The following is a 17,017-nucleotide window of genomic DNA, read 5'->3' as shown; positions in this document are numbered from 1 at the left end:
GGTTTCAGGAAAACCATTTTTTGAAAAATCCCTGTTTGTGGGGCTTTTCGTAATAAGCGATGAAGTTGGCGATGGATCGGACGGATGATCCTTCTTCAGGCCTTCTGTAAAGCAATTCGTCGTGTGCTCCAACCACGCCGATTCCCGCCGAATGACCACCATCAAGATTCACCGACCATCCACCAGCACCGTTCATCCTCTCGAGCCTGGCCATTACCCTGGACCATTCGGGCATCGTATAGCCAGTCGCTGTGTCGCTGCGCCCGGTACTGCCGCCCCATGCCAAACGCGTACGCTGCCCGTTATCTGTTCCGCCGGGCAAACTGATGCCGGAGCGGATGTTAGGTGAACCTGCATGACCCAGCTTGCCCGGCTGATTGTTCTTCGGGTCAAAGAGAAATTTGGTGAGATCCAAATGGCTTTCCGGGAAGACCGCTTCCCCACCTTGCGAAAGCACAGGCCCGGATTCAATCCTCGATCCATCTCTCATTCGAACTGTCACGAAATGCTTTCGATAGTCTGAAGGCACCGGGGCGTAAATCTGACTTTTACCGCCGATCTTGCTTGGGCCAATCGGCGCAAACGGCGAAACGTTACTGCTAGCCTGATTCCGCATATTGAAGAAACCGCCGTTGATATAGGCAACGGCACCCGCGTTCGGGATAGCTGCTTGCGCCTTGATATCTTCTCCCGACGCCGTGTTCAGACGAAAACCAGTCTCGGCGCCCGCTACTTTGCTTCGCAGTGTCGAATCAATCGACAAGTAGGCAAGGCTTCTATTGCCTACGATCAGACGAGTCAAATTCATTCCCATCCGATTGAACAATTCATTACCGCCGACAATATCAACTGCCACAATTCCCCGGGCCACTGTGCGTACCCAGACACCGTCTCTTGACGCCACTATTCCCGCATAAGCTCTGCGCCAACGATCCTGCGCATCGCTGCCCTTCAGACCGTCGGAATCGACAGCGCTTGTCGGATTGTTTGCGACCATTGCGTACAGATTCAACCCGTCCCCTTGCGGATCCGCACTTATCCATCGCTGTAGCCAAGGCGCGTAATATCGGTAGCCGTAGTAATAAAGTCCCGTAGCGTCTCGCTCCTTGCCAGAATATCGGACGGTTTTGTATGTCGCCGCCTGCGCATTTCTGCCAGCCCAGCAGGCTGTTCCTCCAAAGGGATAATACTGCTCCAGTGTCAGAACACAGCCTTCATCATCCAGCTCCACAGTAGAGGAGCCAATGAGATCGTCATAGCCGAAACGCAGTTGATCCGGGTTTCTGGCGCAAGGCCAGTGCAATAGTTTTATCGAAGCTCGACCGACTCCGGTTTCGATCACTTGATACTCTTCACCTCCGGCACGTCGGTGCAATTGGAGACCGGGAAGATAGCGAACCTCGCTATCCAGAATTCGAACCGCAGTCTGTCGGATAAACACTTTGCGCGAACGATGTCCGGAAATGTCATAACTAAAGCATTCGTAATCGTCGACCTCTGCCTCGCGTTGAACCAGCACTACGCGACTCAGCTCATTGCGCACGTTCCACGTCATGGCCTGTCCGCGCTGCAGCTCAAGCTGATTACCCGCCGCATCAAATCCCTGCGCTATCTCCGCTTCCCCGGGCAAGGAACCATCGTCGCGCTGCATCAAGCTTCGGTTGCTGCGCTGGGAGGTGTACATCGCAAAACCCGGCGCACCGCTGTGGTGGCGAGTGATCAGGTTGCCCGCTGCGTCGTAGTCGAATTTCTGCGTGTAGTTGCGCCGTTGATTAGGATCCAGCGGCGTTGGGAGCAGCTCCGGCAAGGCCGGGCCATGACTGGGCTGGCTGACTTCCCAGCCGCTGGCCTCGACCAGTTGATAAAGGCTGTCGTAGCGATACCGACTGACCGGATCGATGCGCTGACTGTTGAACCAGGACACGACTTGAGTCTTGTCTTCCAGGCTGATGATGTTGCCCACCGGATCGTAGACGTAATTCAGATCCTGCAACGGAGGGTGCGTGCCGACACTGGCGAGCAGTCTGAGCAACCGGCCGTCATCGCGGCTGTATTCGGCGCGGGCGATCACGCCGTTGCCGGCCGTTTCGCTTTCGATCTGACCCTGCGCGTTGTAGCGAATCGCGCTGACCAGGCACTTCGGCTGCCTGCCCTCGCCGGCCTGCAACAGCCTGGTCGCGCAAGCTTGCCCGGCGATGTTGTAATGCTGGGTCCGGAGGTTGCCTACCGCGTCGGTGTGATGCTGCAACTCGCCGGTTGGAGTGAAAGTCTGCCGGGTGACGTAGGTTGTTTCCTCGAGATAGTCATCCCGCCGGTCGGGTTCGAGTGGCCAGTCAGGCGTCTCGAGCTCGATCAAAAAGCGTCGCGACTCCACCACCACTGCACCGCCGAGGCCGTAGTGATCGAAGTGCCGATTGCCGGCCGGGTCGTCGTGGCGGATTGGTCGACCGCACTGGTTGTGCTGTGCGTGATCATCGGTGGCTTTTGCATAGGTCCAGCGCTCGACCACGCGAGGCTGCCCGTCGTGCGCCTGCTCGGTGAGGGCTAGCGGTCGCAGCAGATCATCGTATTGGCGGTGACTCTGACTGCCCCGGGCATCCCAGCCAGAACACATCGAGCCCGCTTCATTCAACAGCCGCACCTGCCAACCGGCGTCGACGCTGTCTGCGAGTAAGTCTTGACCGCTCAATGCGTAGAGTGTGGCCAGATTCGGCTTGGGCGCAACGCCGTACAAACGCGGATCCCACGACGCTACCTGACGCCCCGCCTCATCAAAAATCTGCCGGGTGATGCGCGATTCGATGTCGGCTTTATCCGGGTGTCGGCAATAGGCAACGCTGCGAACCACCAGTGCGCGCGGGTCAATGACCGACAAGGTCGGAGTGGTGGTGTCATGGCGGGTATTCACGGCTACGCGAGTCCCTGATGTCTATACGCCGAGACTGAACCAGTTTTCTCCATCCCGATACTGTAAGAACTACCAGTTGCATTCAGGTTTGCGCACCCATGCGGTCATTCAGACAGGCTGGCGCGAGGACTGAATAAGCGCTAAGGTCGATGGCGGCAGGTGGCCATCAATCAGGCCCTTGTGATCGCGATATCTTAGGCAACGCCCTTCGCAAAAATCAGATGCTTCCTACACCACTTTTGTCGTTTCGCCAGCCCGAACCACGGGGGTTTGCAGGACGATTCCTAGAATATTTTGCCCGCTTGTACCCGAAATATCCTGTAGCTAATCTCCGGTCGTCACTGTTTTGCGGTGACTGGATTCAGTTGTCCGGCCGGCGACTGATCCGCGTGCAGCCGCCGTCCTGCTCGTTTAGTCGCGAAATGGTTGGCTCCCACTTGAAGTCAGGAGTTTACCCATGGAAAAAAATCTTGCCGATCCGCCACTCAGCCTTACCTCAAGCAAGCGGTTCACCGAGGATTTGCTCAAGGATCGCTCTGCACTGTGCCGCGCCGTCGACTCGCATCTGGCCGGCAATCAGGTCACGTTGGCGGGACAGAAACGCGTTTACAGCATCAGCGAAGATGTGACGCTGGAGGACGCCCAACTGTATGTTGCCGATCTGCTGCGCTGCGCCTCGGTGACCGTCCATCAATGCGGTGACCAGCTCGGGGGCGCGGATCGGGCCATGGTGTTTTCGGTCTGGCATCTGCTGGAAATGGCCAAGGCGATGATGGACCGCTCGATCGATTGTCTGGGAGCGAAGCAGCACTGAAGCCTGGCACCCATTGCCGCCTGCACTGGCCCCAGCGCAGGCGGCGTTTTTTTGCCGGTGAAAAGGCTTATAGTCCGCCCTCACGCCGCCAATACAGCATCGATCATGAAGCAAACGCCCAGCGACCTCGAACAGATCACCGCCACCACCCTTGGTCACTACAACTCGGTGGCCGAGGATTTCCGTGAAGGCACTCGCGACCACGATGTCAGCCAGAATATCGAGGCCTTGCTGCGTCACATTCACGGTGAAGCACCTTTCACGATTCTCGATTTCGGCTGCGGGCCGGGGCGGGATTTGCAAACCTTCACGCGCATGGGCCACGTCGCGATCGGCCTCGATGGCTCGCAGGAGTTCGCGCGCATGGCCCGCGAAGACAGCGGTTGCGAAGTCTGGCAGCAGGACTTTCTCAAGCTTGATCTGCCGGCCGAGCGCTTCGACGGCATTTTCGCCAACGCCGTGCTGTTTCATGTGCCGCTGCAGGTGTTGCCGCAAGTGCTACGGCAACTGCACGGCACCTTGAAACCGGGTGGAGTGCTGTTCAGTTCCAATCCGCGTGGCGACAACCAAGAGGGCTGGAACGGGCCGCGCTACGGCTCGTATCACGATCTCGAGGCCTGGCGCGGGTTGCTGACGGCGGCGGGGTTTGTCGAGCTGGAGCATTATTACCGGCCTGCGGGCTTACCGCGCGAACAGCAGCCGTGGCTGGCGAGCGTGTGGCGTCGAGTTGATTGAAGATCAAAAGATCGCAGCCTTCGGCAGCTCCTACGTTGGAATGCGTTTCCCTGTAGGCGCTGCCGAAGGCTGCGATCTTTTGCTTTTGCTTCAGGAAGATTCTTTTTCAGGCTCGCGAATCTTGTACCAGGCCACATACAGCGCCGGCAGGAACAGCAGCGTCAGCAGCGTCGCCACGACAATCCCGCCGATCATTGCGTAGGCCATCGGTCCCCAGAAAACTTCGCGGGCGATCGGGATCATGCCCATGCTCGCTGCCGCTGCGGTCAGCAGGATCGGTCGGCGCCGGTGTTCGGTGGCTTCGACCACCGCGTCCCACGGCGCATAGCCTTTCTGCTCGAACTCATCGATCTGCGTCACCAGAATCACCGAGTTGCGGATGATGATGCCGATCAGCGCGAGAATCCCCAGGATCGCCACGAAGCCCATCGGCGTGCCGGTCGGCACCAGCGCCAGGACCACGCCTATCAACCCCAGCGGCGCCACACTGGCGACCAGGAACATCTTCTGCACGCTGTGCAACTGAATCATCAGGAACGTCGCCATGAGGAACAGCATCAGCGGCAACACCTTGGCAATCGGCCCTTGGGCCTTGCCGCTTTCCTCGACCGTGCCGCCGGTGGCGACCTTGTAGCCGACCGGCAGTTTCGAGGCAAAAGCATCGATCGACGGCTTGAGCAGTTTCACCAGATCGGTCGGCTGAATCTCGTCGCGCACCGAGGCCTTGATGGTAATGGTCGGCAAGCGGTCGCGACGCCAGACCAGCGGTTGTTCCAGTTCATAGCGCACGGTGGCGAACGCCAGCAGCGGAATCGAGGTGCCGCTCGGCGTGACGATCTGCAGGTTCTGCAGGGTTTCCGGGGTACCGCGCTCGGAATCCACGGCGCGACCGACCACGTTGATCAGGTAGATATCGTCATCGACCTGGGTCAACGGTGAGCCGCTGACAATGCTGTTCATCAGGTTGGCCACATCTTCTGACGACAGTCCCAGTTGCCGCGCCTTGTCTTGGGCGATGTCGATGCGCAGGACTTTGCCGGGCTCGTTCCAGTCGTAAATGATCTCGCCGATGTGCGGGTTCTTGTCCAGTTCGGTGGCCAGATCGATGGCGTGTTTGCGCACCTGATCGACGTCTTTGCCGCTGACTCGATACTGAATCGGACGCCCCACCGGCGGGCCCATTTCCAGAGCCTGCACGTAGCTGCCGATGCCGACGAAGTCTTTGTGCAGGCGCTCACGCAAGCGCTGGCTGAGTGCCTCGCGGGCTTCGAAATCCTTGCTGACGATCACCAGTTGCGCGTAGTACGGGTTCTGCAACTGTTGGTCCAGCGGCAGGTAGAAACGGATCGCCCCCTGACCGATGTAAGTGCTCCAGCGCACGATGTCCGGGTCGCCCTTGAGCGTCGCTTCGAGCTTGTCCACCGCCTTGCGGGTTTCGTCGATCGAGGCGTTTTGCGGCAGGTTCAGGTCGACCAGAATTTCCGGGCGGTCGGAAGCGGGGAAGAACTGGTTCTGCACGAAACGCATGCAGAACACCGCCAGCACGAACAACAGCACGGTGACGCCGATCGCCCACCAACGATTGCGCATGGCCCACAACAGACCACCGTTGAAGGCGCGACCGACGCGACCCGGCTCGGCATCGTGGGCCTTCACCTTGTCGCTGAGGATGTGCACGCCAATCACTGGTGCGAAGAACACCGCCACCACCCACGAGACGATCATCGCCACGGCAATCACCGCAAACAGCGTGAACGTATATTCACCCGCCGAACTGGCGTTGAGACCAATGGGCACGAAACCGGCGACGGTCACCAGCGTACCGGTGAGCATCGGGAATGCCGTCGAGGTGTAGGCGAACGTCGCCGCCTGCTCCTTGCTCTCGCCCATTTCCAGGCGCGTAACCATCATCTCCACGGTGATCATCGCGTCGTCCACCAGCAGACCGAGGGCGATGATCAGCGCGCCGAGGGAAATCCGCTGCATGGTGATGCCGCTGTATTCCATGAACACGAAGACCATGGCCAGCACCAGCGGAATCGAGCAGGCCACCACCAGACCGGCGCGCACGCCGAGGCTGATGAAACTCACCACCAGCACGATGATGACCGCTTCGAACAGCGCGCTGGTGAAACCGCCGACGGCCTCTTCCACCACCACCGCCTGATCGGAAACGGTGTGCACGCCAACGCCGACCGGCAAATCTGCGGTGAGCTGGTCGATGCGCTCATGCAGCGCTTTACCGAACTCCTGAACGTTGCCGCCCTTCTGCATGGCAATCGCCAGGCCGATCGCCGGTTTGCCGTCGAAGCGGAATTCCGGTGTCGCCGGATCGACGTAGCCACGGCTGATCTCGGCGATGTCGGCCAGACGATAGAAGCGATCGTTGAGCTTGAGATTGACCTCGGCCAGATCTTTCTCCGACTCGAACTGGCCCGAGGTGCGCACGGAAATCCGCTCAGGCCCCGCCTCGATCACCCCGGCCGGAGTCACCGCGTTCTGCGATTGCAGGCTCTGCACCACCTGGCGCTGGTCGATACCTAACGCGGCAAGTTTGCGCGTGGAGAAGTTCAGGTAAATCGTTTCGTCCTGTTGGCCGACCATTTCGATCTTGCCCAGCCCCGGCACGTTGCGGATTTCTGCGCGCGCCTGTTCCACGTAATCGCGCAACTGGCGCATGGTCAGGCCGTCGGCGGTGAAGGCGTAGACCGAGCCGTACACGTCACCGAACTCATCGTTGAACCCCGGCCCCTGAATGCCCTGGGGAAACTGGCCGCGAATGTCGTCGATCTTCTTGCGCACCTGGTACCAGATTTGCGGAATGTCCTCAGCGCTGGTGGTGTCGCGCAGGTACACGTACACCGTCGATTCGCCGGGGCGGGTATAGCTTTTCACGTAGTCGAGGGAATCGAGCTCTTCGAGTTTTTTCTCGATGCGGTCGGTGACCTGCTTGAGGGTTTCTTCCTGGGTCGCGCCCGGCCATTTGGTCTGGATCACCATGGTCTTGATGGTGAATGACGGGTCTTCTTCGCGGCCGAGATTGAAGTAGGAGAACACCCCCATCAGCAGCCCGACGAACATCAGGTACCAGACGAATGACTGGTGCTTCAAGGCCCATTCGGAGAGGTTGAAAGAGCCTTTCATTGACTGTCCTCGTCAAGTTTTACCGATTGTCCGGGTTTGAGACTGTTGACGCCGGCGCTGACCACGCGCTCGCCGTTTTGCACGCCACCGGCCAGCACCACGCTGTTGTCGCCACGGCTGACCACGCTGACGTCGCGCGGGTTGACGGTTTTGTTCTGCGTGTCGATGACCCAGATCCGGGTTTTACCGTCGGCTTCCTGCAACGCCGTCACCGGCAGTTCGATGCGCGGCTTGATCGCCGAGCTGAGGGTCACGCTGATCGCGGTGCCGAGGCGGAAACCGTCCGGCGTATCCGACAGGGTCAGGCGCGCGCGGCGGGTGCGCGTGGCGCTTTGCGCCTGGGGTTCGATCTCGCGGATGATCGCCGTGGTGTTGATGCTCGGGTCGAGTTGCGCGGCCACCGAGAACACCACGTCGCTGGGCAACTGATCGACCAGCGTATCGGGCAGATCGATCACCGCTTCCTTGATGTCCGGCTGCGCCAGCGTCACCACCTGTTGGCCGGCAGTTACCACTTGCCCGGCTTCGGCGTTCCACGCGGTGACCACGGCTTTGTGATCGGAGCGCAGCTCGGTGTAGCTCAGTTGATCCTTGCTCTGGCTGACCGCCGCGCGTGCCTGATCGAGCGAGGCCTGAGTGGTTTTCAGATCGGTGTTGGCGACGTCCAGTTGCGCCTGCGCACCGACGCCGCGATCGAACAGCGCTTGCTGACGGCGTGCATTGGCCTGCGCGTTGATCAGCTGCGCCTGGATCCGCGCCAGATCGCCCTGGGCCGAGCGCAACTGGTTCTGCTGATCGGACGGATCGAGGGTGGCAAGCAAGGTGCCCTTCTGCACCTCGGCGCCGACATCGACGTTGCGGCTGGCGATGCGTCCACCGACGCGGAAACCGGTGTTGCTCTCGTAACGCGCCTGAATGCTGCCGGCAAAGCGTCCGAGGCTTTCTTCGTTGAGCGCTTTGACCGTGACCGACAGCACCGGACGTACCGGTTCCGGCGGGGTTTCCTTTTCCGAGCAGGCGCCCAGCAGCAACGCCATGCACAACAGGCCGAGGCGCTTCATGGCTGCGCTCCCGGTTGCAGATCCTTGTAGGTGTTTTCGGCAATCTCGACTTTCATGCCGGGGTGCAGCAATTGGCCGCCGGCGACAATGACTTTCTCGCCGCCCTTGAGTCCTTCGCTGATGATCACTTTGCCGGTCAGATAACGGCCGACTGTGACCGTATGCAACTGCGCCTCGCCCTTGTCATCGACCAGCCATACCGCCGGGTCGCTGATGTTTTTTGTCAGCGCCGACCAGGGCAGTTCCACCGCCGATTTGCCGGTGCCCTTGGCGGTGGCACTGACCACCGAGCCGAGCTGCATGCCCGGCGGCAGTTTGTCGAGGCTGACCTTGACCTGCACGGTGCCCGATTGCGCCGACACCGATGGCGTGATCTCACGCACGGTGCCGGTGGTCTTGATCTCGGGATTGTCGAGCAGGCTGACCACGATCGAACGATCGGACGGACGCTCGGCCAGCAGCGATTCGTAGACATTGAATACCGCGTCGCGGTCGCCATCGCGGGCGAGGCTGAAAATCGGCGCGGTGGCCTGCACTACCTGGCCGACTTCGGCCTGGCGCTCGGTGATCACCCCGGGTGCATCGGCGATCAGCGCGGTGTAGCTGAGCTGGTCCTTGGCGTTCGCCAGTTGCGCCTGCGCCGCGCTCAATGCGCTCTGACTGCTGCGCAGCGCGGCTTGTGCCGAATCGTATTCGCTCTGGCTGGTGTAGCCCTTGGGCAGGAGTTTTTGCTGACGCACGAAAGCGGCCGCCGTTTGCTTAACGCGGGCCTGTTCGGCGACGACTTGGGCCTGAGCGGAATCGACGTTGGTCTGCAGATCCTTCGGATCGAGTTTGGCCAGCACCTGTTTGGCCGTGACGCGGTCGCCGACATCGACCATGCGCTGGATGATTTTGCCGCCGACGCGAAATGACAGCTGGGTCTGCACCCGCGCCTGCACATCACCGGTAAGGGTCACCGCTGCGGCGTAGTTGGCCGGTTCGACCTCTTGCACAAAGACCCGTGGCAAGTATTCCTCAGCAGGCTTCTTGTCGCCGCAAGCGGTGAGCAACGCCATGGCGCTCACGGCCATCAGCACTTTCAATCCGGGACCCGCCATGCACACTCCTTGGCCTTAAATGCTGCTGTCGAGACGATACGACTTCAGAGCTTAGAACAGGGTTCCACGGTTGCGGACGCCAACACCAGATTTATCTCATTAAAGGTATGCTGCCCGCGTATCGCAGTGACCCGGAGAAGGATTTCATGCTCAACACTCTGGCGGTGGCCAATTACCGCTCGATCAACAAACTGGTGATTCCGCTCGGGCGCCTGAACCTGATTACCGGGCCTAACGGCAGCGGCAAGTCCAACCTCTACCGCGCCTTGCGCCTGCTGGCGGAAACCGCCCAGGGCGGTGTGGTCAATGCACTGGCGCGTGAGGGCGGGCTGGAATCGACGTTCTGGGCCGGGCCGGAAACCATCAGCCGGCGCATGCGCAACGGTGAGGTGGCGATCGAGCCGACGGTGCGCCAAGGCGTGAAAAGGTTGCGCCTGGGATTTGCCGGCGAGGATTTCAGTTACGCCATCGGCCTGGGCCTGCCGGAGCCGAGCACTTCATGCTTTTCCCTCGACCCGGAAATCAAGCGTGAGTGCATCTGGGCCGGCCCGGTGTTTCGCCCGGCGAGCCTGCTGGTCGACCGCAACGGCCCGATGATCCGCGCCCGTGAAGGTCGCGCCTGGGATGTGCTGGCGCAACACACGCCGAACTTCGACAGCCTGTTCGATCAGGTCGGCAATCTGCGCAGCTCGCCGGAAGTGTTTCAGATGCGCGAATTCATCCGGCGCTGGCGCTTTTATGATCACTTTCGCAGCGATGCCGACGCGCCGGTGCGTCAGCCGCAACTGGGCACGCGCACACCCGTGCTGCACCACGATGGCCGTGATCTGGCGGCGGCCTTGCAGACAATTATCGAGATTGGCGATCCGCAAGCACTGAGCGCGGCGATCAGCGATGCGTTTCCCGGCGCGCGGCTGAACATTGCACTGTTGGCCGGTGGCCGTTTCGCTATCGAGTTTTATCAGGAAGGCTTGTTGCGACCGCTGTCAGCGGCAGAGCTGTCGGACGGCACTTTGCGTTATCTGCTGCTGATCGCCGCCCTGCTGACCCCACGACCGCCATCGCTGATGGTGCTCAACGAACCGGAAACCAGCCTGCACCCGGACCTGCTGCCGGCGCTGGCGCGGCTGATCATTCGCGCTTCGGAGCAGTGTCAGGTGTGGGTCGTATCCCATGCACGGCGTTTGATCTCGGCGTTGCAGGAAGACCCGGAATGCAATTGCATCGTGCTGGAGAAGACGCTGGGGCAAACCGGGATCGTCGGGCAGCGGGTGCTGGATGAGCCGGCGTGGCAGTGGCCGGATTGAGGGTGCCAGCGAAAAGCCCCTCACCCTAACCCTCTCCCAGAGGGAGAGGGGACTTCACCGAGTTGTTTGCGAGAGTTACGCCGACCTGAAAGCCTGAAGTCGAACCTGATTTTGAAAAGCCCAGACATCGGCTCCCTCTCCCTTGGGAGAGGGCTGGGGTGAGGGGCGAGCCTCACCGCTGATCCAACGGGCAATCACCCCAACCACTTGCCCCCTTCACCAATCACACTCTCAGGCCGGGTGTCATCACTCAGCTCTTTGCGCACATATTGGGTGACCGCATTTTGCTTAGCCCATCTGGGCTGCCCACATTCATCTCGCTTAAACATTATTCTGCGGGTTTGCCGGGAAGGAATAAGACGGCTATTTTTCCTTGCGCTGTAGGACGGATCTTTTTTTCAGGAAAGACCTCCAAGGACCCACAGCTTTTGGCCAGACTCTCCGGCCCATCCACCACAAGGAAGAACAACATGGACGTAAAAGTGCCGCAGCGGCTGGATCCGCAGGACATTGTGAAATTGCTCAGGGCGTTGCGCCGGGCGTTGAAGACTACAGCGTAAGTCGAAAGCCCCTCACCCCAACCCTCTCCCGAAGGGAGAGGGGGCCGACCGTGGTGTCTTTCGTCGTACATCGACCTGACGAACCGAGTCGATTATGGATTCAGCGACGCACGAACAGGTCGGCGGGCCTCTACAGCATCCCCCAATCGGTCCCCTCTCCCTCTGGGAGAGGGCTAGGGTGAGGGGCTTTTCAAGACACACAAAAACGCCGATGACCATCACTGGCCATCGGCGTTTTCACGTCTGAAGCGGATTCACTCAAGCGTCAGATCAGAACGCCGGCAATACCGCGCCGCTGTACTTCTTCTCGATGAACGCTTTGACTTCCGGGCTGGTCAGGGCCTTGGCCAGTTTCTGGATCGCGTCACTGTTCTTGTTGTCCTCACGGGCCACCAGGAAGTTCACGTATGGCGAGTCAGCGCCTTCAATCACCAGCGCATCTTTCTGCGGGTTGAGCTTGGCTTCCAGCGCGTAGTTGGTATTGATCATGTCCAGATCAACTTCTTTCAGCACGCGCGGCAGCAGCGCCGATTCCAGTTCCTTGAACTTGAAGTTGTGCGGGTTCTTGGCGATGTCTTTCGGCGTTGCCAGAGCGTTTTTCGGATCTTTCAGTTCGATCAGACCGGCCTTCTGCAGCAGGATCAGCGCACGGCCGCTGTTGCTGCCTTCGTTCGGGATGGCGATGGTGGCGCCATCCGGCAGTTCGGCCAAGGTTTTGTACTTGCTCGAGTAGCCACCGAACGGTTCAACGTGGACGCCCTGCACGGTCACCAGGTACTTGGACTTGTCGTCCTTGTATTTGCCTTGGTTGAAGCTGTTCAGGTACGGCAGGGTCTGGAAATAGTTGGCGTCCAGACGCTTTTCACCAACCTGTACGTTCGGTTGCACGTAATCGGTGAAGACCTTGATTTCCAGATCCACGCCTTCTTTGGCCAGGGTCGGTTTGATCAGCTCAAGGATTTCAGCGTGGGGCACCGGCGTTGCGGCAACCACCAGTTTCTCGCCGGCGTTGGCGAAAGAAGCCGTCAGCGCAGCCGCCAATGCGGTAAACAACAGAACCTTTTTCATGCAGTGTCCTTATCGAAAATCACGGTCGTCATCGACGACGGCATTTAATACGTGTGCCAGTGAAGTGATATCGCTGGCGTGAGGCGGACAATACCCGGATTTTTTATTCCCGGACAATAACGTTTATTCAGCTTCATATTCCATTTTGTTCATACAGCTCTACCTCAACTGAAGGAGCTGCCGAAGGCTGCGATCTTTTGATTTTCAAGGCTTTGAGACAGCTGAAGATCAAAAGATCGCAGCGTGCCGCAGCTCCTACAGAAGTTTGGCGTCCGCCAGAAGTTGCTTGAGCGCGGCTTGGTCAGCGGGGGAGCCGGTGGTCAGGATCTGTTTGATCTGGCTTTCGATCTGCGTCAGCACCGGCGGCAGATTCAGATGTTCCGGCAGAATATCGTCGCCGGCGCTGACCAGCAGAGCGAAATGAATGACGTTTTCCAGCTCGCGGGTGTTGCCCGGCCAGCTGTGTTGTTCGAGCACATGTTGCGCGGCTTCGCCGATCAGCGGCACGGGCAGGTCAAGACGCTGGCTGTAGATGCCAAGGAAATACTCGGCGAGCGAGAGGATATCGCCGGTGCGTGCGCGCAACGCCGGCAGCTCCAGATGACCCTCGCTGAGATAGTGATAGAGACGCTCGTGGAATTTTCCCGCGTCCACGGCCTGGGCCAGATCGATGCTGGTCGCCGCCACCAGGCGCACATCCACCGGGCTCGGCTGATGCGCACCGACGCGGGTGACTTCGTGGTTTTCCAATGCCGCGAGCAACTTGACCTGGATAGGCAGCGGCAGGTCGCCGATCTCATCCAGGTACAAGGTGCCGCCGTTGGCCGAACCGAACCAGCCGGCGCGGCTGCTGGCCGAACCGCTGTAACTGCCGGCGGCGTAGCCGAACAGCTCGGCGTCGGCGTAGGTCGGGCTGATCGCGCCGCAGTTCACCGAAACGAACAGACCGCTGCGGTCACTGGCGCGATGGATATGCCGGGCGAGCAGCTCTTTACCGGTGCCAGTCTCACCGCGAATCAACACTGAAATCGAACGGGGAGCCAACTGCTCCAATTCCTCGCGCAATTGCCTCGAGCGTGGATCGACGAACACCAGCGCCTTGGCGCGAATGCTCAGAGGGCTTTTTTCCGCATCGGGAAAGGTCAGCAAGGGCTGACCGAAGGTTTCAAAACTCATGGCAGGCTCCCGCCCAAAACCGCCAGCCGACGGGGGCGTTGAAAAATTAGATCAGGCGCGACGGCGGGCGTGGTCTTCCAGGCGGTTTTGCAGGCGATAGAGATAGGCGAAACCCTGCTCCCAACGCTGATGCCCGGACTTGACGTTGATGTGCCCGGCACCGGCAAGAATCCCCGCCTCCGCCCCCCAGTTGCGTGCCAGTTCGAGCGCGCGCGGGGCACTGACGGCGGCGTCGTTGTCGGAGCTGACGACCTGACTGGGAAACGGCAAAAGATCCGTCGGGATCGGCGCGAAATTGCGCAGTGCCGGCGCACAGGCAGGACGCTCGACATCGGCCGGCGCAACCAGCAACGCCCCGCGCACCTGACGCAGGTATTGCAGCGGCGCAGTCGCCGCCCAGTGGGCAACGGTGATGCAACCGAGGCTGTGAGCGATGAGGATCACTGGCGTGCTGTCGGCGGCAATCGCTTCGGCCAGCGCGGCGACCCAGTCCTCACGACGCGGCGTCAGCCAATCGGCCTGTTCCACCCGTGCGCTGTTCGGCAGGCTGTTCTGCCAATGGCTTTGCCAATGATCTTCTGGCGATCCTTGCCAGCCCGGCACAATCAGGTAGCGGATTGATTCGTTGCGCATGGGGAAGCTCTCCTGCGTCGTGTCTGTTCCGGGTCGAGTATAGGGAGAGGAGTTATATTCGTTAAGGAATAAGAAGCTATTTATTAAGACCTGTATCGAATATGTGATCTGTGTAGGGCGTGAGATTCTTCCCCCTCACCCCAGCCCTCTCCCCCAGGGAGCGAGGGGGAAAGGGGGCTGATCTTCAGGCTCTTCAAATCTTGAGTTCGACTGGATTTCTCATATCGGTGTATAGCCGCCAGACAACCCGGTCAGTCCCCTCTCCCTCCGGGAGAGGGCTAGGGTGAGGGGCTTTTCAAAAACTGAACGCAAAAAAAGGGCCGCACCCTGCCAAGGAGACGGCCCCGGAAAAACGAAAATCTGTCACCGCGCGGTGATCACCGACAACTTGGTAATCCCCGCCCGTTCGATCGAAGCCATGGCACGCGCCACTTCGCCGTAATTCACCCCGTCATCGGCCTGCAATTGCACGCGCACCTCAGGGTCCTTGGCTTTGGCCGACTTGAGGTTGAATTCGAGCAAGTCGGGCTGAATCTCGTCCTTGTTGATAAACAGTTTGCCGACGCCGTCGATGCTCACCACCAGCGGATCCTTCTGCTCGACCGGTGCCACCGCTTCGGTCTTCGGCAGGTTGATCGGGATCGCGTTGGTCAGCAGCGGCGCGGTGACGATAAACACCACCAGCAGCACCAGCATCACGTCTACCAGCGGCGTCACGTTGATTTCGCTGAGCACCTCATCCGTGTCTTGCGTGGAGAAGGCCATATCAGGACGCCTCCTTCACTTTTGCCGCGTTGCCCGACGTTGCCACTTTGTGTGCGGTCGGGTGGATCAGCACGCGGAACGCGCTCTTCTGCGCCAGGCTGTAGAAGTCGTGGGCGAAGTCATCCAGATCCGCGGCGGTCAGTTTCAGCCTTCGCAAAAAATAGTTGTAAACCAGCACCGCCGGCACCGCGACGGCGATCCCCACGCCGGTCGCGACGAGTGCCGCACCGATCGGGCCGGCCACCGTTTCCAGGCTCGCCGAACCGGCGGCGCTGATGCCTTTCAAGGCCTCCATGATTCCCCACACCGTGCCAAACAGACCAATGAACGGCGAGGTGCTGCCAATACTCGCGACCACTGCCAGACCGGTTTCCAGGGAGCGCCGCTCGCGGACGATCTGCTGGCGCAAGGCGCGCTCGAGGCGATCCTGATGGTTGATCGCCTGGCTCAGATCACTCGCCTGCGGCGCCTCGCCCACCTGGATTGCTGCGTAACCGGCCTGCGCAACTCGCGCTGCGGCGCCGGGCTGGGTTTCGCTCAGCTCGGCGGCGGCATCCAGACTCGACGCGGCCCAGAACCGTTTGTGAAAGCGCCGGTCCTGCGCCTTCAGACGACCGAACTGCACGGCCTTGAGCAATGCCAGGCCCCAGGTGGCGACGGAAAAAACCACCAGCAGCCAGATCACCGCGCTTTCGATGGATTCCAGTGGAGATGCCAGTAACGTCATGATGTGTTCCCTCGTGTAAACATTTCGCGCGAATTTGGTTTCGGTTTAATGAATCTTGAAATCGATGGGCACGCTGACCCAGCCGTCCTGGGCGACATCACCCTGCTTGGCCGGGACGAAACTCCAGCGCTTCACAGCATTCAGCGCAGCGTCGTCAAGCTGCTGGCGGCCGCTGCTTTTGGCAATCTGGATCTCGCCCGGCTTGCCGCTGGCCAACACATGCACGCGTAACAACACCGTGCCTTCCCAACCGCGACGCTGGGCCAGTGACGGATATTCCGGTGCCGGATTTTTCAGATACGCAGCGTTGGCTGAAGCCGGGGTAACGGGCGCCGGTGCCGGTGGCGCAGGAGGCGCTGACGCGGCGACCGGGGCTGCCGGTTTCGCTGGCGCTTGCTCCACCGGCTTGGGCGCGGGTTTGGGCGGCGCCTTGACCACCGGCTTGGGTTTGGGAATCGGCTTGGGCGGCGGCGGTTTTACCGCCAATTCGTCTTCCACTGGCGGTGGCGGTTCGACCACCGGCGCCGGCGGCGGCGGCGGCGCAACAACCGGCGGCGCGGGCGGAGCCGGGCGTGAAAACTCGATGGTCATCGGCGGAATTTCCGGCGGTACCACCGGCAGCACCGGCGTCGGTTTCTGGCTGACCCAATAAATCACCGCACCGTGCACAATCAACGCGAGCACACCGAGCAGAAGGGTTTCGCGCCGACTCAAAATGCCCTTGGGCGCACGCTGCAAACGCAACTGCCCCAACGGCACCCGGTGCGGCCGGCCAAGATCGACCAGTTCGCCACTCGGCGTGTGCCGCCACAGCAATTCCCCTGCGCTGGCGGCGGTCTGGACATTGCCCATTGTTCAACTCCCTGCGGTCTCTTTCGTTCTACTAGCCAAAGCGATCGTCTCGCCATTCGTGAAGCCCCCACGGCGTAGTCGACGGGGCAATCATTGGGCCTGAACGCTTATCACCGAAAGTAATCTTTGAAGTTATGTATAGATCTGCATGGAATATACAAATCGGC

General features: G+C 60.3%; 13 protein-coding genes. 3 read left to right on the top strand and 10 right to left on the bottom strand.

The genetic code is table 11. From position 1 onward, the window contains the following. Positions 1 to 4: 4 nt before the first annotated feature. Entirely contained in the window at positions 5 to 2,908 is a 2,904-nt protein-coding gene (locus tag AB4O45_RS14425) for an RHS repeat domain-containing protein (RefSeq protein WP_460160227.1), read from the bottom strand. 457 nt (positions 2,909 to 3,365) lie between these two features. On the opposite strand from AB4O45_RS14425, the gene AB4O45_RS14420 reads away from it, so the two are divergent. Beyond that, positions 3,366 to 3,722, top strand: a complete 357-nt coding sequence (locus AB4O45_RS14420; RefSeq protein ID WP_041477463.1) for a DUF6124 family protein — start codon at positions 3,366 to 3,368, stop codon at positions 3,720 to 3,722. A 105-nt stretch (positions 3,723 to 3,827) separates the two neighbouring features. Continuing rightward, entirely contained in the window at positions 3,828 to 4,457 is a 630-nt protein-coding gene (locus AB4O45_RS14415) for a class I SAM-dependent methyltransferase (protein WP_056787053.1), read from the top strand. Positions 4,458 to 4,547: 90 nt separating this feature from the next. Here AB4O45_RS14415 and AB4O45_RS14410 read toward each other — a convergent pair whose 3' ends face one another. From AB4O45_RS14410 to AB4O45_RS14400, 3 genes are read right to left on the bottom strand one after another with little or no spacing between them, the layout of a single operon-like run. Further along, positions 4,548 to 7,601 (bottom strand): efflux RND transporter permease subunit, encoded by a 3,054-nt coding sequence (locus AB4O45_RS14410; protein ID WP_056787048.1) that lies wholly within the window; start codon positions 7,599 to 7,601, stop codon positions 4,548 to 4,550. After that, positions 7,598 to 8,662 (bottom strand): efflux RND transporter periplasmic adaptor subunit, encoded by a 1,065-nt coding sequence (locus tag AB4O45_RS14405; protein WP_041477460.1) that lies wholly within the window; start codon positions 8,660 to 8,662, stop codon positions 7,598 to 7,600. Before AB4O45_RS14405 ends, AB4O45_RS14410 begins: the two co-directional genes overlap by 4 nt. After that, complete coding sequence (locus AB4O45_RS14400; RefSeq protein ID WP_252885128.1) at positions 8,659 to 9,762, bottom strand: efflux RND transporter periplasmic adaptor subunit; 1,104 nt, start codon at positions 9,760 to 9,762, stop codon at positions 8,659 to 8,661. The genes AB4O45_RS14405 and AB4O45_RS14400 overlap by 4 nt, the downstream gene beginning before the upstream one ends. Positions 9,763 to 9,908: 146 nt before the next feature. Between AB4O45_RS14400 and AB4O45_RS14395 the strand changes: the two genes are divergently transcribed. Then, positions 9,909 to 11,069 carry an AAA family ATPase gene (locus tag AB4O45_RS14395; protein WP_056787044.1) on the top strand — a complete coding sequence of 387 codons (1,161 nt, stop codon included), beginning with the start codon at positions 9,909 to 9,911 and terminating at the stop codon, positions 11,067 to 11,069. Positions 11,070 to 11,899: 830 nt separating this feature from the next. Here AB4O45_RS14395 and AB4O45_RS14390 read toward each other — a convergent pair. From AB4O45_RS14390 to AB4O45_RS14365, 6 genes are all read right to left on the bottom strand, one after another. Continuing rightward, positions 11,900 to 12,697, bottom strand: coding sequence for a MetQ/NlpA family ABC transporter substrate-binding protein (locus AB4O45_RS14390; protein WP_016772222.1), 798 nt, complete (start codon positions 12,695 to 12,697; stop codon positions 11,900 to 11,902). 255 nt (positions 12,698 to 12,952) lie between these two features. Continuing rightward, on the bottom strand, positions 12,953 to 13,873 hold the full coding sequence (locus AB4O45_RS14385; protein ID WP_460160226.1) for a sigma 54-interacting transcriptional regulator: 921 nt from the start codon (positions 13,871 to 13,873) through the stop codon (positions 12,953 to 12,955). Positions 13,874 to 13,924: 51 nt separating this feature from the next. Then, positions 13,925 to 14,506 (bottom strand): alpha/beta hydrolase, encoded by a 582-nt coding sequence (locus AB4O45_RS14380; RefSeq protein WP_041477456.1) that lies wholly within the window; start codon positions 14,504 to 14,506, stop codon positions 13,925 to 13,927. A gap of 363 nt (positions 14,507 to 14,869) precedes the next feature. Next, positions 14,870 to 15,271: an ExbD/TolR family protein gene (locus AB4O45_RS14375; RefSeq protein WP_056787038.1), complete on the bottom strand. Its 402-nt coding sequence runs from the start codon at positions 15,269 to 15,271 to the stop codon at positions 14,870 to 14,872. A 1-nt stretch (position 15,272) separates the two neighbouring features. Then, a complete protein-coding gene (locus tag AB4O45_RS14370; protein WP_252882984.1) occupies positions 15,273 to 15,998 on the bottom strand; it encodes a MotA/TolQ/ExbB proton channel family protein in 726 nt (241 codons plus the stop codon). 45 nt (positions 15,999 to 16,043) lie between these two features. Next, the gene (locus AB4O45_RS14365) at positions 16,044 to 16,850 is read right to left on the bottom strand and encodes an energy transducer TonB (RefSeq protein WP_460160225.1); all 807 of its coding nucleotides are present in this window, start codon (positions 16,848 to 16,850) and stop codon (positions 16,044 to 16,046) included. Positions 16,851 to 17,017: the final 167 nt, after the last annotated feature.

Source organism: Pseudomonas sp. S2_B10 (assembly GCF_054668425.1).
This window is presented reverse-complemented; position numbering and strand designations above follow the sequence as displayed.

Excerpts from the sequence above, each read along its gene's own strand:
- AB4O45_RS14380 (WP_041477456.1), bottom strand. The coding sequence starts at position 14,506 with ATGCGCAACGAATCAATCCGCTACCTGATTGTGCCGGGCTGGCAAGGA.
- AB4O45_RS14375 (WP_056787038.1), bottom strand. The coding sequence starts at position 15,271 with ATGGCCTTCTCCACGCAAGACACGGATGAGGTGCTCAGCGAAATCAAC.
- AB4O45_RS14415 (WP_056787053.1), top strand. The coding sequence starts at position 3,828 with ATGAAGCAAACGCCCAGCGACCTCGAACAGATCACCGCCACCACCCTT.
- AB4O45_RS14390 (WP_016772222.1), bottom strand. The coding sequence starts at position 12,697 with ATGAAAAAGGTTCTGTTGTTTACCGCATTGGCGGCTGCGCTGACGGCT.
- AB4O45_RS14410 (WP_056787048.1), bottom strand. The coding sequence starts at position 7,601 with ATGAAAGGCTCTTTCAACCTCTCCGAATGGGCCTTGAAGCACCAGTCA.
- AB4O45_RS14365 (WP_460160225.1), bottom strand. The coding sequence starts at position 16,850 with ATGGGCAATGTCCAGACCGCCGCCAGCGCAGGGGAATTGCTGTGGCGG.
- AB4O45_RS14385 (WP_460160226.1), bottom strand. The coding sequence starts at position 13,873 with ATGAGTTTTGAAACCTTCGGTCAGCCCTTGCTGACCTTTCCCGATGCG.
- AB4O45_RS14405 (WP_041477460.1), bottom strand. The coding sequence starts at position 8,662 with ATGAAGCGCCTCGGCCTGTTGTGCATGGCGTTGCTGCTGGGCGCCTGC.
- AB4O45_RS14400 (WP_252885128.1), bottom strand. The coding sequence starts at position 9,762 with ATGGCGGGTCCCGGATTGAAAGTGCTGATGGCCGTGAGCGCCATGGCG.
- AB4O45_RS14395 (WP_056787044.1), top strand. The coding sequence starts at position 9,909 with ATGCTCAACACTCTGGCGGTGGCCAATTACCGCTCGATCAACAAACTG.
- AB4O45_RS14420 (WP_041477463.1), top strand. The coding sequence starts at position 3,366 with ATGGAAAAAAATCTTGCCGATCCGCCACTCAGCCTTACCTCAAGCAAG.
- AB4O45_RS14370 (WP_252882984.1), bottom strand. The coding sequence starts at position 15,998 with ATGACGTTACTGGCATCTCCACTGGAATCCATCGAAAGCGCGGTGATC.